Raw genomic sequence first — 25347 nt, forward strand, 5'->3', positions numbered from 1 at the left:
TTGTGTTACTTATTACGTTTAATATAGTCTAATAAACGTTCAATATCCCATGTGTTAATCACGTTATCTTTTTGAATCCAACCTTTACGTGCTGCCGCTACACCTGTTTCCATATCTTCTAACATTTCAAGTGTATGAGCATCCGTATTAATCGCTACTTTTACACCAGCATCTTGTGCTTGTTTTAATAATTTCGCACTTAAATCTAGACGGTTTGGATTTGCATTTAATTCTAAAACTGTATTTGTTTCTTTTGCGAGCTGGATTAATAAATCTGTATCTACATCGTAACCCTCACGGCGCCCAAGAAGACGTCCTGTCGGATGGGCAATCATTGTCACATGTTTATTCTCAAGTGCAGTGCGAAGACGTTTCATAATCGTTTCACGGTCTTGTGAGAAGCTAGAGTGAATGGCTCCAATGACATAATCTAGTTCTGCTAATACTTCATCATCAAAATCAAGTGTCGCATCTGGTAAAATGTCCATTTCGATTCCGCGCAAAATTGTAATGTCTGGATACTTTTCATTCATACGTTCAATTTCTTTCGCTTGTTCACGAAGACGCTCTTTCGTTAAACCGTTCGCTACTTTCAAGTATTGCGAGTGATCAGTAATTGCCATAAATTTATACCCACGAGCACGACATGCTTGTACCATTTCCTCAATTGAAAAAGCACCGTCACTCCACGTTGTATGCATATGTAAATCACCCTGTATATCAGAGAACTGAATTAAGTTCGGATACTCTTTAATTAATTCAATTTCTTTTCCATCTTCACGCACTTCTGGTGGGATGAATGGAAGACCGAAATGAGCGAAGAAATCCTCTTCCGTTTCAAATGTTTTCACTTCACCTGTTTCTAAGTTTTCTACACCGTACTCACTAATTTTCTCGCCTCTATCTTTCGCAATTTGGCGCATTTTTACGTTATGGTCTTTTGATCCTGTGAAATGGTGAAGAGTTGTAATAAATTCTTCTGGTTTTACTAAGCGGAAGTCAATTGAAATATCATATTCATATTGAAGACGAACAGATACTTTCGTATCTCCACTTGCAATCACTTCAATCATATTATCAAATTGTAGTAAATGTTCACGTACTACTGCTGGCTCTGTCGTTGCAATGATGAAATCTAAGTCCTTCACTGTCTCACGAACACGGCGTAAACTACCAGCACGTGAGAAACGGATTATTTCAGCAACATTCGACAATTTCTCCTCTATTTCCCCGGCAATAGGCAATACCATCGCAATTGGTAAACGCTCTGGACGAGAGCCTACTTGATCAATTGCTTCTAATATTTTCTCTTCTGTTTTCTTACCAAATCCAGCTAAAGCTTGTACTTTGTTTTCTTCACAAACAGCTTTTAACGTTTCCATATCAACAACACCAAGTTCTTTGTATAACTTGGCCACCTTCTTACCACCAAGGCCTGGTAGTTTTAATAGTGGTAATAAACTGCTTGGCACTTCTTTTTCAAGTTCTTGTAGTACTTCAGATGTTCCCGATTCTATATATTCTTGAATAACTGCTGCCGTTCCTTTTCCGATACCTGGAATCTTTGTGAAATCTTCAATTTCAGAAAGACTACGGTCATCACTTTCTAGCGCTGCCGCCGCTTTACGGAATGCAGATATTTTAAATGGATTTGCGCCCTTTAGTTCCATAAACAGGCCGATTGTCTCTAGTAATTTGATAACTTGTTTTTTATTCACTTTCATCATTGCCCCGCCTTTCTTTCATAGAAAAAAACTTCTCTTTCCGAAAAAAGAGAAGTTACACTCTGCTACCTGTCTGCCATAGTTCCTTCACCTTTTCAGAAAGAATCGGTGTATCGTCTACAATTATTTTGCTAATTGATGATTTTTGTAATGGTGTTTGTATTTGTTCAATTGGAAGAATTGATCCAACAATAATTAAGACAAACAGAATGATATACACTTCTAAAAAGCCAAGAAGTGCCCCAGCAACCGCATTGACTTGCTTTAAAACTGGGATTTCTGCAAACATATTCAGTAAATTACCAAGTAGTGAAAGTGCGATTTTTGTAATAATAAATAATACAATAAACGCAATTGCTTGATAGAAGACACCCTCAATATTATTCGCATCTATCCATTCTGGAACAGAAACATTCTTATCAAATGGATACGGAATAATTTTCGCAAGTGCTGGCGCTAAATCTTTACAATACCAGTATGCAACGAGGTATGCGATAATAAAGCTTGTTAACTTTACAAGTTGCAAAATAAATCCTCTGCGTAAACCGAGGAAGAATCCCATAACAAGCAATAAAATGATAATAATATCAATCATGTTTATTCAATTCCTTTTTGTGTCATACTTTCTTTCAATTTCTCATGTTCTTCTTTTAATTTTATGTAATCGTGTATGACGTTTACCGCCGTCAATACCGCTAGTCTACTCGTATCAAGCGAAGGATTCTTGGCATTGAGTTCGCGCATTTTATCATCCACAATCGCTGCTACCATGCGGATATGACTTGTACTTTCATCGCCAACAACTGAATATTGTTGACCATATATTTCTACATTAATTCGACTTTTATTTCCCTTTTGTTGTGACAACTCACCGGCCTCCAATCACGTACAGAATCCTAAAGTTTATCATACCATGAACCATCATAATATGGAAACAGAAAGAACAATCCGATATGATAAAAATAACAACATAAAAAAGGAGCGACCATTTTGTCAAATTCTATCGTAATACAAACAAGTTCTACAGTAATTGAAGACATGAAACAACAATACAAACAAGCACTTAGCCCCAAAATTCCGCAAGGCGGTATCTTTATGGCAAAAGTTCCATCTTGCACAATTACAGCTTATAAATCAGGAAAAGTGATGTTTCAAGGTGGACGTGCTGAAGCAGAAGCTTCTCGTTGGCAAACTGTCTCTCAAACACCAAAATCAGCTGTAAAAAAATCGGTCAATTCACATCGTTATGCGCCGCCCGCTTCCATCGGCACAATGTCTATTCTAGGATCAGACGAAGTAGGTACTGGTGATTACTTCGGACCGATGACAGTAGTTGCTGTATATGTAGATGCAAAGCAAATTCCACTTTTAAAAGAACTCGGTGTAAAAGACTCCAAAAACTTAAATGATGCTCAAATTGCTGAAATTGCAAAACAACTCCTTCACGTTGTTCCTTATAGCTCTCTCGTTCTTCATAATGAAAAATATAATGAGCTATTTGATAAAGGAAACAACCAAGGTAAACTAAAAGCTTTACTACATAATAAGGCAATTACAAACTTACTAGCGAAAATAGCACCTACAAAACCAGAAGGCATCTTAATCGACCAATTTACACAGCCTGATACATACTATAAATATTTAGCGAAACAAAAACAGGTACAACGTGAAGATGTTTACTTCGCTACAAAAGGAGAAAGTGTCCATTTAGCAGTAGCTGCTGCTTCCATTTTAGCTCGTTACTCATTCGTAAAACAATTTGATGAACTAAGCAAAAAAGCTGGCATGCCACTTCCAAAAGGTGCTGGTAAACAAGTTGATATTGCCGCTGCTAAATTAATTCAAAAAGTCGGTAAAGAAAGACTACCTGAGTTTGTGAAAGTGCATTTTGCTAATACAGAGAAAGCGTTTCGCTTACTGAAAAAATAACTACTTTTTAGTATCGACAGGATATGGATGAACTAAACAAGGCGAAAAGAATTGGATTCTTTTCGCCTTTTATGAATGAAAAATGGATACATAGGATCTCACACGTTCCTATTTTTGTCGCACTCCTTCTTTATATCTATATATTAAAATTAAGTCTGATATATATTCATTTACTATTCACCTAAAAAAGAGAGTCTCCATGACTCCCTTTTTATGTTTAACTTCGTTTCTGCTTCTTATTTGATGAAGGTACTTTATAAGAACCCGTTTCATGCGTAGTCGTTCCTTGTCCTTCCACTTCCGGAGAACCTAAGCTTGATCTAGAATGGTCTGTTTTCACTTTCTTACTCATTACAATCACCCCCAAGATTACTTTTCACTTAAGAGTAAAAAACTATTCAGCATAACCATCTGAACATATACTGGCTACTCTTTTATCCTCCTGTCTGTTTTTCACTAATGTCCCATAGACGTTTTGCGGCATCCTTATCCAAGGCAGCTTCAGACATTTTTCCTATTTGCTTATCGGCATAGTAATAACCACTATGATCAGTAAATTCACTTGATTCTGCTAGCCATATTAGAGTTTCAGCACCTTTCTCGGGTGTACGAGAGAAAGGTTTCATTGCTGCCATAGTTAAGCGAGCAACTAGACCATTGTCCTGGTTGAAATTCGTAGCCACTAGCCCTGGATCGAAGCTGTATGCACTAACACCCGTTCCCTCCAACCGCTGTGCCAATTCAAAGGTGAATAAAATGTTAGCTAGTTTTGTTTGCGCATAACGCATTGTAGGACCGCCCATGAACTTCTTAACACCGCGATACAGTTGTTCTGCATCTAGATCACCGAAATCAATTCCCTTTTTAGCCATTTTGTGACCGTGAGATGCAGTGGTAATGACACGAGCAGGAGCACTTTCTTTTAAACGCTCCAACAACAAATCTGTGAGTAAGAATGGACCTAAATGGTTTACCGCCCAAGTCATCTCCAAACCGTCCTCCGTAAGCTGCCTTGTTTGAAATAAAGCACCAGCATTATTCACTAATATATCTATTCTCGGACACCTTTCTAAAATATCAGTAGCTACCCGGCGTATAGATTGTTGGGAAGCCATATCAGCTAAAAATAGATCTATCATCACATCCCCATTCGTTACATCCTTAATTTGAGCAATAGCAGCATTCGCTTTTTCCTCGTTACGTGCAATGATTCCTAGCTTGGCACCGCGCTCCGCAAATGCCTTAGCTGCCGCTAATCCAATACCACTTGTTGCACCAGTGATTACTATATACTTGTCACGCAATGTCCACTTTGTATGACTTGGAATTTCCCCCATTGTACAAAAACCCCTTCCCTTGCCCATAAATATTTCATTCGTTTTACTATATGTGAGATATGAACGAACCTATGAACAACATTTTTCCAAACAAAAAAAGCGAGAGCAGTTGCTCTCGCTTTTTTTATCTTAAAACTCAGAAGAACCTGGAGTTCTTGGGAATGGAATTACGTCACGGATGTTAGCCATACCAGTGATGTACATTAGGAAGCGCTCAAAACCTAGACCGAATCCAGCGTGTTTTGTACCGCCGTATTTTCTAAGTTCTAAGTACCACCAGTAGTCCTCTTCGTTCATACCTAATTCTTTAATTCTGTCTACTAAAACGTCCATTCTTTCTTCACGTTGGCTACCGCCGATTAATTCGCCGATGCCAGGAACTAGAAGGTCAGTAGCTGCTACTGTTTTACCATCTTCGTTCATACGCATGTAGAATGCTTTAATGTCTTTCGGATAGTCAGTTACGAATACAGGGCGTTTGAAGATTTCTTCTGATAAGTATCTTTCGTGCTCTGTTTGTAAGTCAATACCCCATTCTACTGGGTATTTGAATTCAGCACCTGATTCTTGAAGTACTTTAATTGCTTCTGTATAAGTGATGCGACCGAAGTCAGAGTTGATTACGTTGTTCATGCGCTCTAGAACTGTTTTATCAACGAAGCTGTTGAAGAAGTCCATTTCTTCTGGTGCATGCTCTAGTACGTATTTCATTGCATATTTCAGCATATCTTCTGTAAGATCCATTACATCACCTAATTCAGCGAATGCAATCTCAGGCTCAACCATCCAGAACTCCGCTGCGTGGCGAGTTGTGTTTGAGTTTTCTGCACGGAATGTAGGTCCGAATGTGTACACATCACGGAACGCTAACGCATAAGCTTCAGCATTCAGCTGTCCACTTACTGTTAAGTTTGTTTCTTTGCCGAAGAAGTCTTTTGATTCGTCAACTTGTCCGTCTTCACCTTTTGGTACGTTGTTTAAGTCTTGCGTTGTTACGCGGAACATTTCGCCTGCACCTTCTGTATCACTACCAGTGATAATTGGTGTGTGAACATGTACAAATCCACGCTCTTGGAAGAATTGGTGAATTGCAAATGCTGCGATAGAACGCACGCGGAATGTTGCAGAGAATGCGTTTGTTCTTGGACGTAAGTGAGCGATTGTACGTAAGTATTCAAACGTGTGACGCTTCTTTTGAAGTGGGTAATCAGAATCTGATAAGCCCTCGATATCAATTTTTTCTGCTTTAATTTCAAATGGTTGCTTCGCTCCAGGCGTTGCAATTACTTTACCTTCTACTTTAACTGAAGAGCTAAGTGGAAGCTTTGCAATTTCTTTGAAGTTCTCTAATTCTGTATCGAAAACGATTTGAACACCTTTGAAGAAGCTACCGTCGTTTAATTCGATGAAACCAAATGCTTTTGAATCACGTAAGTTACGAATCCAACCTGATACTTGTACTGTTTGATCTGCGTATTTATCTGTATCTCTATACAGACTTTTTACTAATGTGTTTTCCATAGTAAAATTCTCCTTTACTCATATATTTAAATACAAAAAAACCTTTCATCCATAAAGGGACGAAAGGTTAAACTTCGCGGTACCACCCAATTTGTCATAAAGACCAACTTTAACTCGTATGTAATACATACTTCCCGGTTTGTAACAGGCCGGATTCCCGTCTAAGTCTACTCTTGAATACAAGTTTCAATTTCGGTTAGCAACTCCAAGGTGTTCTTCACATATACCGCCTCATCAGGCTCTCACCGCCCCTGACTCGCTTTGGATTATAGTATATACTACTTTTCCTTATCATCGTCTTTCGTTTTGTTAAACTAAAATTAATGTACTACATTCGAGAGAAAGATGCAAGATGCCTTGATATATATCGGCAATTTTTGCAATTTATCGATCGTAACTTCAAATTTATCAGCGATTCGACATAGAATATCGACTTACCGACATCTTTCAACAACCATTCTAATAAAAAAACTGCCGGGAAAATTCCGGCAGCTGTTTTTATTACTTACGTAACTCCGCACCAAATTTCTCTTCTACCGCTGTTAATACACGGCTATGTGCTTCTGTTACTTCTTCGTCTGTTAATGTACGTTCTGCATCGAAGTAGTTCATAGAGAATGCAAGTGATTTCTTGCCTTCTTCCATTTTTTCACCTTCGTATAAGTCGAATAGTGTTACTTCTTTTAGAAGTTCTCCGCCAGCTTCAGCAATTACTTGCTTCATTTCACCAGCTTTTGTTTCTGCTGTTACTACAACAGCCATATCACGTGTCATAGATGGGAAACGTGGAATTGCTAAGTAGTAAGTTTCCTCAGCGTCTGCACCGAATACTTTTGCAAGAGATAATTCGAATACGAATGTATTTTTCACATCTAATTGTTTTTCTGTTTCCGGGTGCAATTGACCGATGAATCCGATTGCTTCACCATCTAATACGATGTCAGCTGTACGGCCTGGGTGCATACCTTCACGTTTTGCTGGTGCATAAGTGATTTGGTTTGCAACGCCAAGTACGTCGAATAATCCTTCTAATACACCTTTAACAACGAAGAAGTCTACAACTTTCTTCTCACCTTGCCATGCATGGTGAAGAGCAAGACCTGTCATAACACCTGCAAGATGTTGTTCTTCTTTCGGAAGTTCTCCTGCTTCTGTTGGTAAGAAGATAGAACCTACTTCATATAAAGCAACGCTATCGTTTTTACGTGCAACATTGTATGAAACTGCTTCTAACAATTGTGGTACTAAGCTTAAACGAAGTTGGCTACGCTCTTCGCTCATTGGAAGCGCAAGATTTACAGGAGCTTTTTCGTTTGGTTCAACCATGTATTGTTTCGCTTTGTCAGCACTTGTTAATGAATATGTGATTGCTTCATATAAACCAGCACCTTCTAGGAAGCGGCGTACTTTACGACGTTTCGTTTGTGCTGATGTTAATTTACCACGTGTCATTGTTCCAGATGGTAATGTAACTGGAATGTGATCATAACCATACAGACGACCCACTTCTTCTACTAAGTCTTCTGAAATTGTAATATCAGGACGACGTGCTGGTACATTCACATGGAATGTTCCTTCTACTTCTGTGAATGGGAATTTTAAGTTTGTGAACATTGTACCCATTTCGCTCGCAGCAATATCTGTACCTAATACACGGTTTACTTTTTCAGCAGTAACAGATACTGTACGTTCTTGTACTTGTAAATTATCAGCTTCTACTACACCTTCAAGTGCTTCTCCGCCAGCGTATTTTGCCATTAAAGCAGCTGCGTGTTGAATCGCTTCAAATGTACGTGTTGGGTCGATTCCCTTTTCAAAACGTGCACTTGATTCGCTACGAAGACCTAAGTCTTTTGATGTACGGCGCACTGTTTGACCTGCAAAGTATGCAGACTCAATTAGAACGTTTACTGTCTCACTATCAACTTCAGAATCCGCCCCGCCCATTACACCAGCAACAGCTAAAGCTTTTTCACCGTTTGTAATAACAAGGTGGTGGCTTTGTAATTTACGCTCTTGATCATCTAATGTTTGAATCTTTTCGTCTTCTTTAGCTAGACGAACAACGATTTCTTTTGAACCTAATTTATCGTAATCGAATGCATGTAACGGTTGACCGTATTCCATTAAAATGTAGTTTGTAATATCAACTACATTACTAATTGGACGAATGCCAGCTGCCATAAGGCGAGTTTGCATCCACATTGGTGATGGACCAATCTTTACGTTCTTCACCATTTTTGCAATGTATAACGGGTTTTCTTCTTTCGCTTCTACACTTACAGAAATGTAATCAGCTGTTTTTTCTGCTGATTCTTGTAAGTTGATAGCTGGAAGTTTTACTTCACGGCCGTAAATAGCAGCTACTTCATATGCAACACCTAACATGTTTAAGCAATCTGCACGGTTTGGTGTTAAACCAAGCTCAAGCACTTCATCATGTAAGTTTAAAATTTCAAGTGCATCTGCACCAACTTCAGCGTCACTTGGGAAGATGAAGATACCGTCTGCATATTCTTTCGCAACGAATTTTCCATCAATACCAAGCTCTTGAAGAGCACAAACCATACCGTGAGAAGCTTCCCCGCGTAGTTTTGCTTTTTTAATTTTGAAGTTACCAGGAAGTACAGCGCCAACTTTTGCAACTGGTACTTTTAAACCTTTTGCAATGTTAGCAGCTCCACAAATAATTTGAACTGGCTCTTCTTCACCAATATCGATTAAGCATTTGCTTAATTTATCAGCTTCTGGGTGTTTTTCACATTCTAATACGTGACCAACTACAACACCTTTTACACCTTTATTTAATACTTCAACACCCTCTACTTCAATACCACTTTTCGTGATTTTATCTGCTAGTTCTTGTGCTGTTACATCTTTAATATCTACATACTCTTGTAACCAACGATATGATACGTACATATTTATCCTCTCCTTCCCTTACGCTCGTTTGAACTGTTGTAAGAAACGTACATCATTTGTATAGAAATGACGAATGTCATCTACGCCGTATTTCAACATTGCGATACGCTCTGCGCCCATACCGAATGCGAAACCTTGATATTCTTTTGAATCATAACCAGCCATTTCAAGTACGTTCGGATGAACCATACCTGCGCCTAAAATTTCAATCCAGCCAGTCCCTTTACAAGTACCGCAACCTTTACCGTGACACATCATACAAGAAATATCCATCTCTACAGATGGCTCTGTGAATGGGAAGAAACTTGGACGAAGACGGATTTCACGATCTTCACCGAACATCTTTTTCACGAATACTTGCAGTGTACCTTTTAAGTCACTCATGCGAATGTTTTTACCAATTACAAGACCTTCGATTTGCATGAACTGGTGTGAATGCGTCGCATCATCGTCATCGCGGCGATACACTTTACCAGGACAAATAATTTTAATCGGTCCTTTTTCTGCATTCTTTTCCATCGTACGTGCTTGCACAGAAGATGTATGTGTACGTAATAACGTTTCTTCTGTGATGTAGAATGTATCTTGCATATCACGCGCTGGATGATCTTTCGGTAAGTTTAATGCTTCGAAGTTGTAGTAGTCTTTTTCTACTTCTGTTCCTTCAGCTACTTCATAACCCATACCGATAAATACATCTTCAATTTGCTCAACAACAGCTGTTAACGGATGGTGACAACCTGTTTCAACAGGACGACCTGGCAGTGTAACATCAATTGTTTCAGTAGCTAATTTCGCTTCAATTACTGCTTTTTCTAAGTTGCCAATTTTGTCTTCTAGACGCGTTTGAATCGCTTCACGTACTTCATTTACTAATGCTCCCATACGTGGACGCTCTTCTGCTGATAATTTTCCCATGCCGCGTAATACTTCTGTAATTGGACCTTTTTTCCCTAAATACGCTACGCGTACGTCGTTTAAGCCCTTTAGCTCTTTCGCTTCTTCAATAAGCTCTAACGCTTTTTGCTTTAGCTCTTTTAAACGTGCTTCCATTTGGAACCCTCCTAATTTTAAAAATAAAAAAACCTCGCTCCCAAAAAGGGACGAGGTAAATTCGCGGTACCACCCTAAATTGACAGAACAAGTCTGCCCACTCATTAGTTATAACGATCAATTCTGACCGGAACGCCTTTACATATAAATGGTCCTGGCGCCAACTCCAGAGGTGAATTCACTTCCATCTACCATAAGAATGCTTTCAGTCTACGGCACTCTCTCCCTATATGGCGATTTTGTAAGCTACTCTTCTCTATCAACGTTTTTCGTTATTTAACTTTTATTGTATGTTCATTACGAACATATACTTCAACTTATTATAAGAAGTTTTTTATTTGTTCGCAACTGGGCTTTGTAAATAATACGTTAAAATCCCTGCTGCAACCGCAACATTTAATGATTCTGCCCCTCCGTAAATCGGAATATACAAGTTTTGATCCGTTTTCGCAAGAATTTCTTGGCGTACGCCACTTCCTTCATTTCCTACAATTAATGCAAAACTTCCAGCCGGGGTTACTTCACCAAATGGAACTCCATTTTCAAGAGCCGTTCCATATACAGGGACGTTATTTTCTTTTAACTTGTCTACCCATTCTTCTAAGTTCCCTTTTACAACCGGTAAATGGAAAATAGAACCCTGTGTAGAGCGTAGTACTTTACTATTATAAACATCAACGCACCCTTCTCCAAGCACAACGGCATGAATACCAGCTGCATCAGCTGTACGAATAATCGTTCCCAAATTACCTGGGTCTTGAAGGCCGTCTAATAAAAGAAATTTCCCATCAGTAAGAGCTACTTCTTTCTCATGTTTCTCACAAACAGCAAATACGCCTTGCGTTGTTTCTGTTTCGCGAAGTACTTTTACAATTGCTTCAGGCACAATATACATTTCAACATCATTAACTGTCCAATCTTTCGGAAGATCTGTCTGATCTGAAACGATAAGTTCTGTTACAACTCCTGCCTTTAACGCTTCCTCTACTAAATGGAATCCTTCTACAAAAAATAAACCTTTGTTATCGCGCTCTTTTTTCGTCTGCAGCTTTTTCCACTGCTTCACACGCGGGTTTTGTACTGAATCAATGTTTTTCATAATATGTATTTCCCTCTCTTCTTGTCTTATCATTATAGCCTATTTTTCATACATATTTACATTAAAAAGAACAAAAACTAACGTCAGTTTCAATTCTGAAGAAGAGGTGAAGATAATGAGTTTTAATTTACGCGGCGCTGTATTAGCGAATGTATCTGGAAATTCACAAGACCAATTACAAGAAACGATTGTCGATGCAATTCAAAGCGGTGAAGAAAAAATGCTTCCAGGTCTCGGCGTTTTATTCGAAGTCATTTGGAAAAATGCTGATGAAAATGAAAAACACGAAATGTTAGGAACACTGGAGCAAGGATTAAAAAAATAAACAATAAAAGGTCACCTTAGAAAAAAAACTAAGGTGACCTTTTATGTCTATAAAATTTTTCTTCTCCTAAACATTTCTACTTTACTAACGCTGATTGATGGAGTACAATGTTCAAAATACATTTAAACCGATCGATTTTTCTTCATATACATCATTAGATAAAAGGAGTGAATGTTTTATGCACCGTATTACGCTTGAACAAATTTTTAAACATCACATTACACAAAAATATGTAAACCGTTCTGGAATGGTCCACGCGATTGCTGTCGCTTACCATGCGTTTCACTTAGCCAAAAAGCATCACGCCTCAGTCGATGCTGCGACAAAGGCTGGCTTCCTTCATGATATCGGACATCATACGTGGTACACAAGCGGCGAATGGGACTATGACTTGTATAAAAAGAACGATATACATGCGATTAAAGGGGCAGAAAGATCTCATAAATTGCTTATTAGATTAGGAGAACATCCGAAACTAGCAAAAGAAATTTCTGTTGCAATTCTTCTGCACACTGATTCTTTCCTACTAGAACAAACACTTGAAAGAACACCTCTACAAAACGTTATTAAGTGGGCGGATGAAGCCGATGAAGAACCCGGTGGTGCACATCATTATAGAACGATTTCTTATGAAAAAGCATTGAAAGCAATTCAGCAATTAGACCGATTGGTAGAGCGTGAATTACAAATAGAGCAAAAGAAATCGAATGACAAGGCAGAACATAGTTATCAATGAGAAAGAGGCATCACTACAGAGTGATACCTCTTTTTATTATTTTATAACAACTTCAAAAGAAGCTAAATGCTTCTGAATAATACTTTTTATAAGTCCGCCGTACTGGTCGATAATAAAGTATAGTGCTTTTTCATTACTTTTCCTTAGCTGATTAGCAACGTTCTCTTCTGTAATTTTCATATGTCCCCTCCTCTCTAACGTTCTCTACATCTATTAATTCGTATCGTTACTTCTCATTTCTATCAATTTATACATATTCATTAATAATATCCAAAATAAACCTCATATAGTAAAATATAACTGATTACATAGAAGGAGATTATATATGTTGAGCTTACTTTGGGTTGTTTATATGCCACTTCTTGTTTTATGCGGATTTTTCGGTGGTATTTTTTTAATTATTACTAGCATTAAACATCGTAAATTATTTGTTGGTTTAATGGGACTACTTAGCTTCTCCTTTATCACGCTACCTTTTGTTTTTTGGAGCATGGGGGTTAATACCGATACAATCCTCCCTATTTCAACTACTTTATATTGGATACTGTTTTCTTTAACTGGATTATTGGCAGGATTAAGTGGATTACAAGCAAAAATTAAAGGTATACGTAACATGGGATTCATTATTTTTATCACTGGAATATTAGGGGTTATCTTCTGGGAACTCATGTCTATAGGTGATTCATTCTATATCTAATATTTTTTAGACAGCCACAAATCGGAGGTAATACAGAAGTGTTTGGAATATTAACTTGGACGATTTTGGCTCTTACTTTGATGTTATGCGAATTCATCGTGGGCATTTTTTTAATTGTTGCTGGAATTAAATATCGAAATTTTTATACATTCATAGCAGGATTGATTTGCATATTGCTTATCGTTGTTCCTATCATTTGTATAGGTTATGGAATAGACATAGAGCAGATGATCCCAATTTCAGGAACTTTATATTGGTGTCTCTTCTCTTTAGCTGGACTATTAGCTATTATAAGCGGAAGACAAATATCAAGTATTCGTTCTATGGGGACGATTTTGTTTATAACAGGATTATGCTCTGTGAGTGGTTATCACCTTTTATATCTCACTCTTTAAAAAGATAAAAAAGCAGGGAAATTAATTCCCTGCTTTTCTATTTCGTTTATTGCCTGATGGTAAGAAGAACGATAACACCCAAGCAATACCGGCTAATATTGTTGCAATTAAGAAGGCATCGTTAATACCGTTAATTGCAGATAGCTTTGAAATTTGTCCGAATAATAGTTGCGTGCTCATCGCATCTCCTGCTTGAGCTGATCCGGCTAATGCCGCTAAGCTTTGGCCCATACCGTGTACTTTATCAACTAAAATTGGGTTTGATGTTGTTAACATGTTGCCGTAATCCGCTACGTGAGCAGTCGTTTGTTGCGTCATAAGTGTGATTAATATCGCTGTTCCAATTGAACCAGCTACTTGTCTTGACGTATTTTGCGTTGCTGTACCGTGAGAAATTAATTTCATCGGCAGTGCGTTCATACCAGCTGTCATAATTGGCATCATAATGAATGACATACCAATTGAGCGTATAATATAATCCGTCATAATAACGCTATACGGTGTATCCATCGATAACGTTGTAAATTTATATGTCGCAAATGTTGTAATGGCTAATCCGACAATTGCTAACGGACGAATACCATACTTATCAAATAGTTTACCTGCAACTGGTCCCATAATTCCCATAATTAATGATCCTGGAAGAAGTAATAAACCAGATTCCATTGGCGTAAAGCCGCGAATATTTTGCAGATATACAGGAAGTAATAACATACCTCCGAATAAGGCCATCGTTACAATCGCGTTAATTACTAATGTGAAAGTGAACGTCGGATATTTAAATACTTGTAAATCAAGCATTTTATTGTCCGTTGTTAACTCTCTCCAAATAAATACTGCTAAACCAATGACACCGATGATCATTGTTATAACAACTTCTGCACTAGTCCAGCCATTATTTCCAGCTTCACTAAATCCGTACAATAAGCTTCCTAGTCCAATACTTGAACTAATAACACCAAATACATCTAACTTTGTTTTAGACACCGGCTGTGCTAGTGTGAAGAATTTTAAAGATAAGAACGTAATAATTAAACCAATCACAAACATACCGTAGAACATTAAGTTCCAGCTATAATTTTCAATTACCCAACCTGTTATAGTTGGTCCGATAGCTGGTGCTAAAATCATCGCTACCCCTAGTAACCCCATCGCTGCTCCGCGTTTATGAGGCGGGAATAATGTCATGAAGATATTCATACCAACTGGCATTAAAATACCTGCACCGACCGCTTGAATAATGCGGCCCGTCATCATCATTGTAAAGTTACCTGATGTAGCACAAATGATAGATCCTACCGTGAAAAATAACATTGCCGCTACGAATAATTTACGATACGTAAATCGTGAAACTAAAAAGGCACTAATCGGCACTAAAATTCCGTTTACAAGCATGAAGCCTGTAATTAACCATTGGGCCGTTGAAGTTGATACGTTAAATTCGTTCATTAACGGAGGCAATGCAACATTAATGATCGTTTGATTTAAAATAGAAATGAACATACCGAGAATTAATACAGTTACAACTGCCTTTACATTCACATTCTCTACCGGCAATTGTCTCTTCAGCATTTCTTTTTCCTGTTTTACTTGCTCTTGCTTCCCTGTTTCTAATTCCACTACGTTAGAAGCTTCTGTTTCTTGTTTTTGTTCAATTTCTTTCTCTTCTGTTTCTAACTTACTTACTTCTATTTTACTTACGGCTGGGACTTGTTCTTCTCCCACGTTCGTTTTTTTCTTTCGTAAAAGACGATTTACAAGGAAGAAGACGATTATACAAAATAGTGCATATCCTACAATTGCAATTGAGGACATCTCATCTCCCCCTTACTTATGAATACGAACTGACACATTCATTCCAGGAACAATATTTACTGATTTACTATGGTCTAAAGAAATTTTAACTGGTACAACTTGCTTTACTTTCGTATAGTTCGCTGTTGCGTTACTTGATGGTAACATTGAGAATGTATTTGCTGTTGTTAATCCAACTTGTTCTACTTTTCCTGTTAACGTTGTATCTGGGTATGCATCTACATACACATCTACTGTTTGGCCTTTTTGAACATCATCAATAGTTGTTTCTTCAATGTTTGCTGTTACCCATAAGTTATTCATATCAAATGCGTAAGCAATTGGGCTACCCGCTCCAACGAACGCATTTGTTGTTGCGTTTGATTGTACAACTGTTGCATTTTGCGGAATCGTTACGTCTACTGTTTGCTCACCATTTGCTCCTGCTACAGTAACAGCACCTAATTTATCGTTCTCATTGTAGTTTTTTCCTACTTCTGCTTTCCAGTCAGTTAATTTACCCGCTACTGGTGATGCAATTGGAATTACCTTCCCGTCAATTTTTGCATTGTCTGTTTTTAAATAGTTTTCCGTTTGATTGTAATAGTAATAACCGCCGATACCGCCGCCAACTAATACAATTAATGTGATAATGTTGATAATTATCATTCTTCGAAACTGATTCATTGCATTCCTCTCCTTATATCGCATATAATTTTTTTCTAAACTATTTACATCCTTAGTGTTTATATTGTTTAATTGTTAATTATATTAACCTTTAAACAAAAAAAGCACACCTTTTACGACGCAAACTATGTTTTGTCTGCATCCTAGCGGTGCTGATTTCTAAAGGACTATCGTTTATAATTATAAATAATTATCCCGAATCTACAACCAACAATTTAAACCTATATGTTGTTTAAACAACATTACACTATACATGTGTTGTTTAAGTTTAAAAAATTAAACGAGGTGAAGTAAAAATGTCTATTAAAAATACAAATGATCCACGTGTAAAACGAACGAGACAACTCATACAGGATGCTTTTGTCGCTTTAGTAGGCGAAAAGGGCTTTGAAAATGTAACTGTGCAACATATCGCGGAACGCGCTCCTGTAAATCGTGCTACATTTTATAGCCATTACCATGATAAATATGATTTATTAGAAAAAAGCATAGAAGAAATGTTAGAAAAACTAGCTGAAGTAATTAAACCGCAAAAACGAAATAAAGAAGATTTTCAGCTCACATTTGACTCACCACATCCAACCTTTTTAGCTTTGTTTGAACATATAGCAGAAAACGTGAACTTCTATAACGTTATGCTTGGTGATAAAGCCGCTGGAAACTACTCTTATAAAATGATGAAAACAGTCCAAACACATTTAACATTAAGCTTATCTATTTCACAGCCGGATGATGAAGAACTCATGGTTCCTCGTGACATTCTTATTAGTTATGTTACAGGGGCTCATATCGGAATGATTATGTCATGGTTAAAAAGAGGCATGATTTATACCCCGCATTTCATGGCAATGCAATTAACTCGCTTAATTATTTTAGGCGCCCATACTGCAGCAGGATTAGAAAGACCATTTTAAAAATGGAAAAAGCGAAGGAAATTATCCTTCGCTTTTTTCTATTAATTAAATGTAATGTTATGTACAGCCTCTTTATCAAGACGTTTAATAACTTCTACAATTAACTTCACTGCGTTTTCATAATCATCACGATGTAACATCGCTGCATGAGAATGAATGTAGCGTGTCGCAATCGTAATTGCCATAGACGGAATACCATTTACAGAAATATGAATTGCTCCTGCATCCGTTCCCCCGCCCGCTACAGAATCATACTGATATGGAATTTGTAATTCATCAGCAACATCAACAACGAAATCACGTAAACCTGTATGACCAATAACAGAAGCATCATATAGAATGATCTGCGGTCCATCACCCATTTTACTTTGTGCTTCTTTTGCTGTTACACCTGGTGTATCCCCAGCAATACCAACATCTACAGCGAATGCGATATCTGGCTTAATATAGTTTGCAGATGTTTTCGCACCACGAAGACCAACTTCTTCTTGTACAGTCCCAACGCCGTATACAACGTTTGGATGCTTTTCATCTTTTAATTGTTTTAATACGTCAATTGCAATTGCACAACCAATTCGGTTATCCCATGCTTTTGCAAGTAACATCTTTTCATTCTTCATCACTTGGAATTCGAAGTACGGTACAACTTGATCTCCTGGTCTTACGCCCCACTCCATCGCTTCTTCTTGGCTAGAAGCACCAATATCGATGAACATATCTTTAATGTCAACTGGTTTTTTACGAGCTTCTGGAGGTAAAATGTGCGGTGGTTTTGAACCAATTACACCTGTTACATCTCCTTTACGCGTTACAATCGTTACGCGCTGTGCAAGCATAACTTGCGACCACCAGCCACCAACCGTTTGGAAACGAAGGAAGCCTTTGTCATCAATTTGCGTAATCATAAAGCCAACTTCATCTAAATGACCTGCAACCATAATTTTTGGGCCGTTTTCTTCCCCAACTTTTTTCGCAACTAAACTTCCTAAATTATCAGTAGAAAGTTCATCTGCAAACGGCTCAATATATTTCTTCATTACTTCACGTGGTTCACGCTCGTTACCCGCAATACCGCGTGCGTCTGTTAATTCTTTTAGCATTGTCAATGTCTCGTCTAATTTTATCATTGCCAACACCCTCCTTTTTCTTCAGTCACTTTATTATACAAAAGGAAATTGAAATATTCAAAAATTAAATTAGTATCCTTGTGTTTGACGCTGATGATTTACTTCATTTTTATCTAAATATGCTTTTTCAATTTCTTCTTGTTCAAATTCAAGCGCTTGTCCAAGGCGAAGATAGCTTGTAAATAGTTCAATATAATTCGTGATAGAAGGTTGATCTGTAAAACGAATTACTTTCGCATATGTGTCTAAGAAAATTTCCACTTGTGTTTTATTCGTTTGCGCACATTTATAGAATAAGAAGTTTTTATCAATTCCTAAATCGATTCCGATTGATAAAATAAAATGTAAACCATCTACGTATTCTTCTAATATTACTTCACGTTCTGACGCTGGTTTATTGCTCCAATATTTAAAACAACGTGTTTCATTTGCAAGTTCTCCAATTTCTACAAGAAGAGCTAACATTTTTTCTTTTAACAATTTCTTCGGTTGTAATTCATGCTCTTTCACAATACGGTCATCTAATTCTTTTTGTAATTTAAATAGTTGTAGTAAGTCCATTCTATTGTCCTCCTCCAACATCGCATTTTCCGCAACAATGTTGTTTCATCTCAAAGTTCATTATTATTTTTCATTTCTTATTAACAAGTCAGCTACCTACATCTTTATAAAGATAGCTTGTCCTTAATTTGCAAATACGTTTCAATCATCACTCATAGATTGTTCACTTGATGAAAGTTCCATATCATCTTTCCATTATAGCAGTGTCGTTTCTGCTAGGAAAGATACACTTCTTCACGAATGAGTTCAAATAAAAAAAGTCAGGAGGATTCTCCTGACCTTATATATATATTCTTTTATATCGCTATAGCTTTTATATTGATTTTGTCATATCGATAACGACACGTCCGTTAATCTTTCCTACTTTCATGTAAAAACCCCCTCGTTATCGTTACAAAAGTTCTTACAAGCACATCTTAATATACTAGAGAGAAATAAATCATTTAATTGTGACGACACTAAGCGGGAAATTTCACAAGTTATTGAATGGTTATAATGAATACAAATAAAAAAACCTTAGAAGAAAGATCTTCTAAGGTTTTAAACAATTAGTTAATGTTGTTTTTTGCAACTGTTGCTAATTCAGCGAAAGCTTTTTCGTCATGAACAGCTAAGTCAGCAAGCATCTTGCGGTTAACTTCGATGCCAGCATTTTTTAAACCGTGCATTAAGCGGCTGTAAGAAAGACCATTCATACGAGCTGCTGCGTTGATACGTGTAATCCATAATTTACGGAAGTCACGTTTCTTTTGACGACGGTCACGGAATGCATACATTAGAGATTTCATAACCTGTTGGTTAGCAACCTTAAATAATGTACTCTTAGAACCGTAGTAACCTTTTGCTAATTTTATAACTTTTTTACGACGTTGACGAGTAACTGTACCACCTTTTACTCTTGGCATAATATTACCTCCTAGTTTGTTCTATATATCAGCCGAACTTATTTTAAGTTGTCAAGCATTTGACGAATGCGTTTGAAGTCACCAGCGCTAACTACACCAGCTTTACGTAGTTTACGTTTAGCTTTTGTAGATTTGTTAGCGAATAAATGGCTTGTGTAAGCGTGAGAACGTTTCAGTTTACCAGATCCAGTCTTTTTGAAACGCTTTGCAGCGCCGCGATGAGTTTTTTGTTTAGGCATAGGTATTTCCTCCTCTATCTATTACTTATCGTTTTTCGGTGCTAAAACTAAGAACATACTGCGTCCTTCCATTTTAGGCTTAGATTCAATTGTACTAACTTCAGCACAAGCTTCTGAGAAGCGATCTAAAACACGTTGACCGATTTCTTTATGAGTAATGGCACGTCCTTTAAAGCGAATTGACGCTTTAACCTTGTCGCCTTTCTCTAAAAACTTGACAGCATTACGAAGTTTTGTGTTAAAGTCATGTTCATCAATTGTTGGACTTAAACGAACTTCTTTCATGCTAATTACTTTTTGATTTTTGCGCTGTTCTTTTTCTTTCTTCTGTTGCTCAAAGCGGAATTTACCGTAGTCCATAATGCGGCATACTGGCGGTTTCGCATTTGGAGCAACCAATACTAAATCAAGATTAAGACCTGCAGCTAAGTCTAAAGCGTCATTACGAGACTTGATTCCAAGTTGATCGCCGTTTGCGCCAACTAAGCGTACTTCACGTGCACGAATTTGCTCGTTAATCATCATATCCTTGCTAATAGTAAGCCACCTCCAAGGTTTTCTTAGAATACGTTTTGCAATTGTAGAACCCGAACAAAAAAAGTGCGGGCACACGGCACCCACACTTGTAATATCTTTAGTAAGAAATACATTTACCTGCTAACTGCGAATGCGTCCATCAGGTGAGAAGCGGGTGCTTCTACTTGTCAAAACCATATTCTATTATCCTTGATGAGTTTATCATAGGACATGACGTCTGTCAAGAAGACGCGATGTGTTTTACTAACAACAAGAAATATTGTAACAAACAACCAGCATACTTGCAATACTTTTTTATGATAAGTATCGTTTGGTTATTTTTTCTAGATTTTCTTTTTTATAATACATAAAAAAGCCGCGGTATACCGCGGCTCTTTCTTATCGTTTTCCTTCTACTTTAATCATGTCAACAAACGCATCTAATGCGATTGTTTCTGATTTTTGTTCACCATATTTACGTACGTTAACGCCATTTTCAGTAACTTCATTGTCACCTACTACAAGCATGTACGGAATCTTTTGCATTTGTGCTTCACGGATTTTGTAACCAATTTTCTCTTCACGAGTGTCTAATTCAACACGGATACCAGCACGTCGTAATTCATCTTGTACTTTCTTCGCATAATCTAAATGTACTTGCGGAGAAACTGGAATTACTTGTGCCTGAACTGGAGCTAACCAAGTTGGGAATGCGCCTTTGTATTCTTCAATTAAGAAGGCTACGAAACGTTCCATAGTTGATACAACACCACGGTGAATTACAACTGGACGATGTTGTTTACCGTCTTCACCAACGTAAGCTAATTCAAAGCGTTCTGGAAGTAAGAAGTCTAATTGTACAGTTGAAAGTGTTTCGTCTTTTCCAAGAGCAGTACGAACTTGAACGTCAAGTTTCGGACCATAGAATGCCGCTTCACCTTCAGCTTCATAGTAATCAAGACCCATTTCATCCATAGCTTCTTTTAACATACCTTGTGCTTTTTCCCACATCTCATCATCAGCATAATACTTTTTAGTATCTGCTGGGTCACGATAAGATAGACGGAATGAATAGTTTTCTAAACCGAAATCTTTGTACACTTCTAAAGTTAAGTTTACAACACGTTTTAATTCTTCTTTAATTTGATCTGGACGAACGAAAATGTGCGCATCATTTAAAGTCATTCCGCGTACACGTTGTAATCCAGATAATGCTCCAGACATTTCATAGCGGTGCATTGTTCCAAGTTCCGCAATACGGATTGGTAATTCACGGTAGCTGTGAATATCATTTTTATAAACCATCATATGGTGAGGGCAGTTCATTGGACGAAGAACTAACTCTTCATTATCCATTTCCATTGATGGGAACATGCCATCACGGTAATGGTTCCAGTGACCAGAAGTTTCATAAAGCTCTCTACTTCCTAATACTGGAGTGTATACGTGATCATAGCCTAAGCTTGCTTCTTTATCAACGATATAACGCTCGATAATACGGCGAATTGTTGCACCTTTTGGTAACCAAAGTGGTAAACCTTGTCCTACTTTTTGGCTATTAGTAAATAGTTTTAACTCTTTACCTAATTTACGGTGGTCGCGCTCTTTCGCTTCTTCAAGCATACGTAAGTGCTCATCTAATTCTGCTTTCTTAACGAATCCAGTACCGTAAATACGTTGTAACATTTTATTATTGCTATCGCCGCGCCAGTAAGCACCTGCAACGCTTAATAATTTAAACACTTTAATCTTCCCTGTAGATGGAAGGTGAACACCACGGCAAAGGTCGAAGAATTCGCCTTGCTCATAGATTGAAATAACTGCATCTTCTGGAAGATCGTTAATTAAATCTAATTTTAACTCATCGCCGATTTCTTCAAAGCGACGAAGTGCTTCTGCACGTGGTACTTCATGACGAACGATTTCTAAGTTTTCGTTCACGATTTTTTGCATTTCTTTTTCGATTTTCTTGAAGTCTTCAACTGTAATTGCTTCTTCCATATCAATATCGTAGTAGAAGCCATTTTCGATTACTGGACCAATGCCAAGCTCAAGCTTAACATCTTTATATAAACGTTTTAACGCTTGTGCTAAAAGGTGGGCTGTTGAGTGGCGTAAAATATATAAGCCATCTTCAGAATCTAATGTAATAATAGACACTGCACCATCTTCTTCGATTGGTGTAACAAGATCGATCATCTCATCGTTTAATTTTCCAGCCACAGCTTTTTTCTTTAAGCCTGGGCTAATAGAAGCTGCGATTTCTTCAGTTGTTACTCCTTTTGGAAACTCCTTCACAGCTCCATCAGGGAAAGTAATTTTAACTACATCTGCCATCACTGGTCACTCCTCTTTTTTTTCAAAATAAAAAACACTCATCCCATAAAAAGGGACGAGTGTTGAATTCGTGGTTCCACCCTTGTTCCAATTAACCTTATTGTTAATTGCTCAAGTTCAACATAACGGTGTTGTCCGTTAGCAATTACTAGAAAAACGTTCACTGCTAAAGTTTAGAGGTGGTAAGTAATAATCTCGTAATAGGAAGCTCACACCCTAAGGCTTCCCTCTCTGAAAATCGTAGAAAACTACCCATGTCCTCATCATAACATTTCGATATATTTCATTTATGTAGGTAATTATATGCTCAAAAACTTAGAAAATCAAGGGCGTTACCTTTATTTTTTAAATTTTTCACGTTGCGCTCAAATTCATGTAATCCATGTAGTTGCACTCGTTCCTGAAATACATTTCGCAAAGTAATAATCATATTATGATCTTGTTCTTTCGTATATAAATAAATCTTTTTCGGCGAAATAGAAAGAAGTGGTGCAATTACTTTCGTATCAATATATACATCCTGTTTCTTTAATAATTCTTCATCTATATATTGAACCAATTTATCCTGTTTTAAACGTCTACCTTTATCATCATAGAAAATAAAACTTTCATCAAAAATAAGATGCACACAGGACAAACGTGATTTCCGGCTACTTACTTGTTGGCGAAGTGTCTCAATGAACATTTGATATTCCTGCTCCATCTTATACTCATCAATTGCAACTTCAGCAAGCCTAGCTATCATTTCCCTATATGTACGAAGACGAAAACGAACGTATGATGAAAACGAGAATGAGAGCGGATCACAAAGCCAATCATTCAAAGACGACGCAATATAAGATTCAAATTTTTGACGTGTTAAATCACGAGCTACTCCTTTTCTTCTTTCCTTTAAAATCTCATGTGCCATATGCAATATTTGATGACACTCTTCTTGTTCTTCATAAAAAAACTTTTCCTTTAAAATGGTGTGAATCCATTCATTTTGTTTCACATTCATAATGAAATATAGTAATACTGGCAATAAAATCTTTTCAATATAATTCGATTCACATAATGGTATATGGATAACAACCTTTTGTTCGTTTAAATATACACTTGTTTCCTTATATAAGGATTCCGTTCTTTTCGTTAGTTGTCTGTATACGTGCACAGCATCATTTTTTTCTTCGAAGCAAATTTCAATCACTTTTGTCCCCCCTTTTATCCCCGCTCTAAAGGATTGCATCTATACGTTACAAATCCTATAAGAGTCCGACCTATGGAAGTTCACTCTTAGTAGAAACCTATCTCCCATTGTTAGAACATCCACTCGATATGGCTTGCTAATTTTATATATATTAAGGGAGGGAGAAAAAAATGATACAAGCTACTCTGAAAAAATGATTAAAATAAAGTGAAACTTTAATCAGTGGAGGTTTTGTCCATCCTCCACTGATTATTAGTTGAACCAATCGGGCTTTTACGGGCAGTTGATCTCCCACCTAACTTCTTTGCTTTACAGCCGAATTTTGAGGTGGGAGTCTTACTGCCCGGCAAATAGCGGGATAAAAAAGAGCAAGCTTCTCAGCTCGCTCTTTACTTATTACGACGGTTCTTCCCGCCAATTGGGATTGGCTTCGCTAAATATTTAATTCGTTCCATAATACGGGCCGCTTTCATCTCTTCTGCTTCACCGCGCTGTGTATACGTTAAATGATGTTCCAACTGTTTGAAATCAAAATTAGATGTAAAGAACGTCGGTAAGTTTTCCAACATACGGAACTGTAAGATTGCACCGAGTACATCATCACGTACAAAACTTGACATCGCTTCTGCCCCGATATCATCTAACATTAATACTTGTACACGTTTGACAGCATCAATCTTTCCGCTAATCGAATTATCTTGAATCGAACTTTTGATTTCACGTAAAAATTCAGGGAAGTATACGAGCATCGAACTAATTTTCTTTCGCGCAAGCTCATTTGCAATTGCCCCTAAAAGATACGTTTTCCCTACACCAAATTTACCGTACAAATATAAACCTTGTGCTTTTTTACCTGGTTCGTATGTGTTTAAAAATTCATTCGTTGCACCTATTGCATCAATACGTGCATCTAAATCTGAAGGATCTAAATTTTCCATAGTTGCCTGCAAAATGTCAACTGGCATATATACACTTTGAACAAGTTTTTCATATTTTTTTCTCTCATCATATGCTACTTTTCTAATACAACGATCATATTGAATATCAATCATCTTACCTTGGATGACGAGCTTCGGCTCATATCCTTGTAGCATATTTTTACATGACCCTAAATCTGGACAATCCGCACACCCTACACTTTGTCCAATATATTCATATAACTTCACAAGACTTCGTTCAATCATAGAAGTCGTTACTTCACCTTTATGTTCGTCTATAAATTCTTTCACACGAGGGTGCGCCATCACTTCTGCCTTTAAGACTTCATATCTATTTTTAAAGTTTTTATTTTCCATTAATTTCGTAAATGAATTTTGAATATGCTCCATTTTCTCACCTCA

25 protein-coding genes, 1 pseudogene and 4 other annotated features are annotated in these 25347 nt (G+C 37.3%); of the genes and pseudogenes, 6 read left to right on the forward strand and 20 right to left on the reverse strand.

The window, feature by feature from the left end:
• Positions 1–5: 5 nt before the first annotated feature.
• Genes polX through zapA form a run of 3 tightly spaced genes read right to left on the reverse strand, consistent with a single transcriptional unit; the run spans position 6 to position 2591 of the window.
• The gene (gene polX, locus NSQ47_RS16180) at positions 6–1724 is read right to left on the reverse strand and encodes a DNA polymerase/3'-5' exonuclease PolX (RefSeq protein WP_070129045.1); all 1719 of its coding nucleotides are present in this window, start codon (positions 1722–1724) and stop codon (positions 6–8) included.
• A gap of 55 nt (positions 1725–1779) precedes the next feature.
• On the reverse strand, positions 1780–2319 hold the full coding sequence (locus NSQ47_RS16185; protein ID WP_002015450.1) for a CvpA family protein: 540 nt from the start codon (positions 2317–2319) through the stop codon (positions 1780–1782).
• Positions 2320–2321: 2 nt separating this feature from the next.
• Positions 2322–2591 (reverse strand): cell division protein ZapA, encoded by a 270-nt coding sequence (gene zapA / locus NSQ47_RS16190; protein ID WP_002112165.1) that lies wholly within the window; start codon positions 2589–2591, stop codon positions 2322–2324.
• A 123-nt stretch (positions 2592–2714) separates the two neighbouring features.
• Between zapA and rnhC the strand changes: the two genes are divergently transcribed.
• The gene (rnhC, locus tag NSQ47_RS16195; protein ID WP_204208444.1) at positions 2715–3653 is read left to right on the forward strand and encodes a ribonuclease HIII; all 939 of its coding nucleotides are present in this window, start codon (positions 2715–2717) and stop codon (positions 3651–3653) included.
• A 217-nt stretch (positions 3654–3870) separates the two neighbouring features.
• On the opposite strand, the gene NSQ47_RS16200 is transcribed toward rnhC, so the two are convergent.
• The 6 genes from NSQ47_RS16200 to NSQ47_RS16225 form a co-directional block, all read right to left on the reverse strand.
• Complete coding sequence (locus tag NSQ47_RS16200; RefSeq protein ID WP_002112167.1) at positions 3871–4005, reverse strand: YuzL family protein; 135 nt, start codon at positions 4003–4005, stop codon at positions 3871–3873.
• 82 nt (positions 4006–4087) lie between these two features.
• On the reverse strand, positions 4088–4990 hold the full coding sequence (locus NSQ47_RS16205; protein ID WP_341037381.1) for an SDR family oxidoreductase: 903 nt from the start codon (positions 4988–4990) through the stop codon (positions 4088–4090).
• 129 nt (positions 4991–5119) lie between these two features.
• Positions 5120–6511: an asparagine--tRNA ligase gene (gene asnS / locus NSQ47_RS16210; RefSeq protein ID WP_002034242.1), complete on the reverse strand. Its 1392-nt coding sequence runs from the start codon at positions 6509–6511 to the stop codon at positions 5120–5122.
• A 52-nt stretch (positions 6512–6563) separates the two neighbouring features.
• Positions 6564–6815 (reverse strand) — a binding site (T-box leader).
• A gap of 197 nt (positions 6816–7012) precedes the next feature.
• The gene (pheT, locus tag NSQ47_RS16215; protein ID WP_341037383.1) at positions 7013–9433 is read right to left on the reverse strand and encodes a phenylalanine--tRNA ligase subunit beta; all 2421 of its coding nucleotides are present in this window, start codon (positions 9431–9433) and stop codon (positions 7013–7015) included.
• Positions 9434–9451: 18 nt separating this feature from the next.
• Positions 9452–10486 (reverse strand): phenylalanine--tRNA ligase subunit alpha, encoded by a 1035-nt coding sequence (gene pheS / locus NSQ47_RS16220; protein ID WP_341037385.1) that lies wholly within the window; start codon positions 10484–10486, stop codon positions 9452–9454.
• A gap of 43 nt (positions 10487–10529) precedes the next feature.
• Positions 10530–10758: a binding site (T-box leader), on the reverse strand.
• A 62-nt stretch (positions 10759–10820) separates the two neighbouring features.
• Positions 10821–11618: a TrmH family RNA methyltransferase gene (locus NSQ47_RS16225; protein WP_002160277.1), complete on the reverse strand. Its 798-nt coding sequence runs from the start codon at positions 11616–11618 to the stop codon at positions 10821–10823.
• Positions 11619–11700: 82 nt separating this feature from the next.
• On the opposite strand from NSQ47_RS16225, the gene sspI reads away from it, so the two are divergent.
• On the forward strand, positions 11701–11910 hold the full coding sequence (gene sspI, locus NSQ47_RS16230; RefSeq protein WP_000009511.1) for a small acid-soluble spore protein SspI: 210 nt from the start codon (positions 11701–11703) through the stop codon (positions 11908–11910).
• A gap of 178 nt (positions 11911–12088) precedes the next feature.
• A complete protein-coding gene (locus NSQ47_RS16235) occupies positions 12089–12646 on the forward strand; it encodes an HD domain-containing protein (RefSeq protein ID WP_002160276.1) in 558 nt (185 codons plus the stop codon).
• Between the two features lie 45 nt (positions 12647–12691).
• Here the strand turns inward: NSQ47_RS16235 and NSQ47_RS16240 are convergent.
• Positions 12692–12826: pseudogene (locus tag NSQ47_RS16240) on the reverse strand (DNA replication protein); the annotation flags it as partial.
• Between the two features lie 145 nt (positions 12827–12971).
• On the opposite strand from NSQ47_RS16240, the gene NSQ47_RS16245 reads away from it, so the two are divergent.
• Together NSQ47_RS16245 and NSQ47_RS16250 are read left to right on the forward strand one after the other, a co-directional pair.
• Positions 12972–13343, forward strand: a complete 372-nt coding sequence (locus NSQ47_RS16245; protein WP_341037386.1) for a DNA-binding protein — start codon at positions 12972–12974, stop codon at positions 13341–13343.
• Positions 13344–13381: 38 nt separating this feature from the next.
• The gene (locus NSQ47_RS16250) at positions 13382–13738 is read left to right on the forward strand and encodes an ammonia permease (protein WP_341037388.1); all 357 of its coding nucleotides are present in this window, start codon (positions 13382–13384) and stop codon (positions 13736–13738) included.
• Positions 13739–13759: 21 nt separating this feature from the next.
• Here the strand turns inward: NSQ47_RS16250 and NSQ47_RS16255 are convergent, their stop codons facing one another.
• Together NSQ47_RS16255 and NSQ47_RS16260 are read right to left on the reverse strand one after the other, a co-directional pair.
• Positions 13760–15553, reverse strand: coding sequence for a DHA2 family efflux MFS transporter permease subunit (locus tag NSQ47_RS16255; RefSeq protein WP_002160272.1), 1794 nt, complete (start codon positions 15551–15553; stop codon positions 13760–13762).
• A gap of 12 nt (positions 15554–15565) precedes the next feature.
• On the reverse strand, positions 15566–16219 hold the full coding sequence (locus tag NSQ47_RS16260; protein WP_002112181.1) for an HlyD family secretion protein: 654 nt from the start codon (positions 16217–16219) through the stop codon (positions 15566–15568).
• A 296-nt stretch (positions 16220–16515) separates the two neighbouring features.
• On the opposite strand from NSQ47_RS16260, the gene NSQ47_RS16265 reads away from it, so the two are divergent.
• Positions 16516–17133 (forward strand): TetR/AcrR family transcriptional regulator, encoded by a 618-nt coding sequence (locus NSQ47_RS16265; RefSeq protein ID WP_002067422.1) that lies wholly within the window; start codon positions 16516–16518, stop codon positions 17131–17133.
• A 41-nt stretch (positions 17134–17174) separates the two neighbouring features.
• On the opposite strand, the gene NSQ47_RS16270 is transcribed toward NSQ47_RS16265, so the two are convergent.
• The 8 genes from NSQ47_RS16270 to dnaI all read right to left on the reverse strand — a co-directional run bounded on the left by NSQ47_RS16270 (position 17175) and on the right by dnaI (position 25335).
• On the reverse strand, positions 17175–18260 hold the full coding sequence (locus NSQ47_RS16270; RefSeq protein ID WP_016106319.1) for a M42 family metallopeptidase: 1086 nt from the start codon (positions 18258–18260) through the stop codon (positions 17175–17177).
• Positions 18261–18329: 69 nt separating this feature from the next.
• The gene (locus tag NSQ47_RS16275) at positions 18330–18821 is read right to left on the reverse strand and encodes a dUTP diphosphatase (protein ID WP_002112184.1); all 492 of its coding nucleotides are present in this window, start codon (positions 18819–18821) and stop codon (positions 18330–18332) included.
• Positions 18822–19369: 548 nt separating this feature from the next.
• Complete coding sequence (gene rplT, locus NSQ47_RS16280) at positions 19370–19726, reverse strand: 50S ribosomal protein L20 (RefSeq protein ID WP_001138364.1); 357 nt, start codon at positions 19724–19726, stop codon at positions 19370–19372.
• A 38-nt stretch (positions 19727–19764) separates the two neighbouring features.
• A complete protein-coding gene (rpmI, locus tag NSQ47_RS16285; protein ID WP_001125945.1) occupies positions 19765–19965 on the reverse strand; it encodes a 50S ribosomal protein L35 in 201 nt (66 codons plus the stop codon).
• Positions 19966–19986: 21 nt separating this feature from the next.
• Complete coding sequence (gene infC / locus NSQ47_RS16290; protein WP_002015470.1) at positions 19987–20490, reverse strand: translation initiation factor IF-3; 504 nt, start codon at positions 20488–20490, stop codon at positions 19987–19989.
• A 63-nt stretch (positions 20491–20553) separates the two neighbouring features.
• Positions 20554–20674 (reverse strand) — a sequence feature (ribosomal protein L20 leader region).
• Between the two features lie 206 nt (positions 20675–20880).
• On the reverse strand, positions 20881–22818 hold the full coding sequence (thrS, locus tag NSQ47_RS16295) for a threonine--tRNA ligase (protein WP_002160268.1): 1938 nt from the start codon (positions 22816–22818) through the stop codon (positions 20881–20883).
• Between the two features lie 48 nt (positions 22819–22866).
• Positions 22867–23094, reverse strand: a binding site (T-box leader).
• A 31-nt stretch (positions 23095–23125) separates the two neighbouring features.
• Entirely contained in the window at positions 23126–24007 is an 882-nt protein-coding gene (gene ytxC / locus NSQ47_RS16300; protein WP_002112187.1) for a putative sporulation protein YtxC, read from the reverse strand.
• A gap of 389 nt (positions 24008–24396) precedes the next feature.
• The gene (dnaI, locus tag NSQ47_RS16305; RefSeq protein WP_002015473.1) at positions 24397–25335 is read right to left on the reverse strand and encodes a primosomal protein DnaI; all 939 of its coding nucleotides are present in this window, start codon (positions 25333–25335) and stop codon (positions 24397–24399) included.
• Positions 25336–25347 lie beyond the last annotated feature (12 nt).

The sequence above is a fragment of the Bacillus sp. FSL R10-2780 genome (assembly GCF_038006125.1).
In the GTDB taxonomy this organism is placed as follows: domain Bacteria; phylum Bacillota; class Bacilli; order Bacillales; family Bacillaceae_G; genus Bacillus_A; species Bacillus_A cereus_U.

What these genes read in the sequence shown, in the direction of transcription:
- thrS (WP_002160268.1), bottom strand. Translation starts at nt 22,818, where the DNA reads ATGGCAGATGTAGTTAAAATTACTTTCCCTGATGGAGCTGTGAAGGAG.
- NSQ47_RS16245 (WP_341037386.1), top strand. Translation starts at nt 12,972, where the DNA reads ATGTTGAGCTTACTTTGGGTTGTTTATATGCCACTTCTTGTTTTATGC.
- NSQ47_RS16260 (WP_002112181.1), bottom strand. Translation starts at nt 16,219, where the DNA reads ATGAATCAGTTTCGAAGAATGATAATTATCAACATTATCACATTAATT.
- polX (WP_070129045.1), bottom strand. Translation starts at nt 1,724, where the DNA reads ATGAAAGTGAATAAAAAACAAGTTATCAAATTACTAGAGACAATCGGC.
- NSQ47_RS16185 (WP_002015450.1), bottom strand. Translation starts at nt 2,319, where the DNA reads ATGATTGATATTATTATCATTTTATTGCTTGTTATGGGATTCTTCCTC.
- rplT (WP_001138364.1), bottom strand. Translation starts at nt 19,726, where the DNA reads ATGCCAAGAGTAAAAGGTGGTACAGTTACTCGTCAACGTCGTAAAAAA.
- NSQ47_RS16255 (WP_002160272.1), bottom strand. Translation starts at nt 15,553, where the DNA reads ATGTCCTCAATTGCAATTGTAGGATATGCACTATTTTGTATAATCGTC.
- pheS (WP_341037385.1), bottom strand. Translation starts at nt 10,486, where the DNA reads ATGGAAGCACGTTTAAAAGAGCTAAAGCAAAAAGCGTTAGAGCTTATT.
- infC (WP_002015470.1), bottom strand. Translation starts at nt 20,490, where the DNA reads ATGATGATTAACGAGCAAATTCGTGCACGTGAAGTACGCTTAGTTGGC.
- NSQ47_RS16270 (WP_016106319.1), bottom strand. Translation starts at nt 18,260, where the DNA reads ATGATAAAATTAGACGAGACATTGACAATGCTAAAAGAATTAACAGAC.
- NSQ47_RS16200 (WP_002112167.1), bottom strand. Translation starts at nt 4,005, where the DNA reads ATGAGTAAGAAAGTGAAAACAGACCATTCTAGATCAAGCTTAGGTTCT.
- sspI (WP_000009511.1), top strand. Translation starts at nt 11,701, where the DNA reads ATGAGTTTTAATTTACGCGGCGCTGTATTAGCGAATGTATCTGGAAAT.
- pheT (WP_341037383.1), bottom strand. Translation starts at nt 9,433, where the DNA reads ATGTACGTATCATATCGTTGGTTACAAGAGTATGTAGATATTAAAGAT.
- asnS (WP_002034242.1), bottom strand. Translation starts at nt 6,511, where the DNA reads ATGGAAAACACATTAGTAAAAAGTCTGTATAGAGATACAGATAAATAC.
- NSQ47_RS16265 (WP_002067422.1), top strand. Translation starts at nt 16,516, where the DNA reads ATGTCTATTAAAAATACAAATGATCCACGTGTAAAACGAACGAGACAA.
- NSQ47_RS16275 (WP_002112184.1), bottom strand. Translation starts at nt 18,821, where the DNA reads ATGGACTTACTACAACTATTTAAATTACAAAAAGAATTAGATGACCGT.
- NSQ47_RS16235 (WP_002160276.1), top strand. Translation starts at nt 12,089, where the DNA reads ATGCACCGTATTACGCTTGAACAAATTTTTAAACATCACATTACACAA.
- dnaI (WP_002015473.1), bottom strand. Translation starts at nt 25,335, where the DNA reads ATGGAGCATATTCAAAATTCATTTACGAAATTAATGGAAAATAAAAAC.
- NSQ47_RS16225 (WP_002160277.1), bottom strand. Translation starts at nt 11,618, where the DNA reads ATGATAAGACAAGAAGAGAGGGAAATACATATTATGAAAAACATTGAT.
- rpmI (WP_001125945.1), bottom strand. Translation starts at nt 19,965, where the DNA reads ATGCCTAAACAAAAAACTCATCGCGGCGCTGCAAAGCGTTTCAAAAAG.
- NSQ47_RS16205 (WP_341037381.1), bottom strand. Translation starts at nt 4,990, where the DNA reads ATGGGGGAAATTCCAAGTCATACAAAGTGGACATTGCGTGACAAGTAT.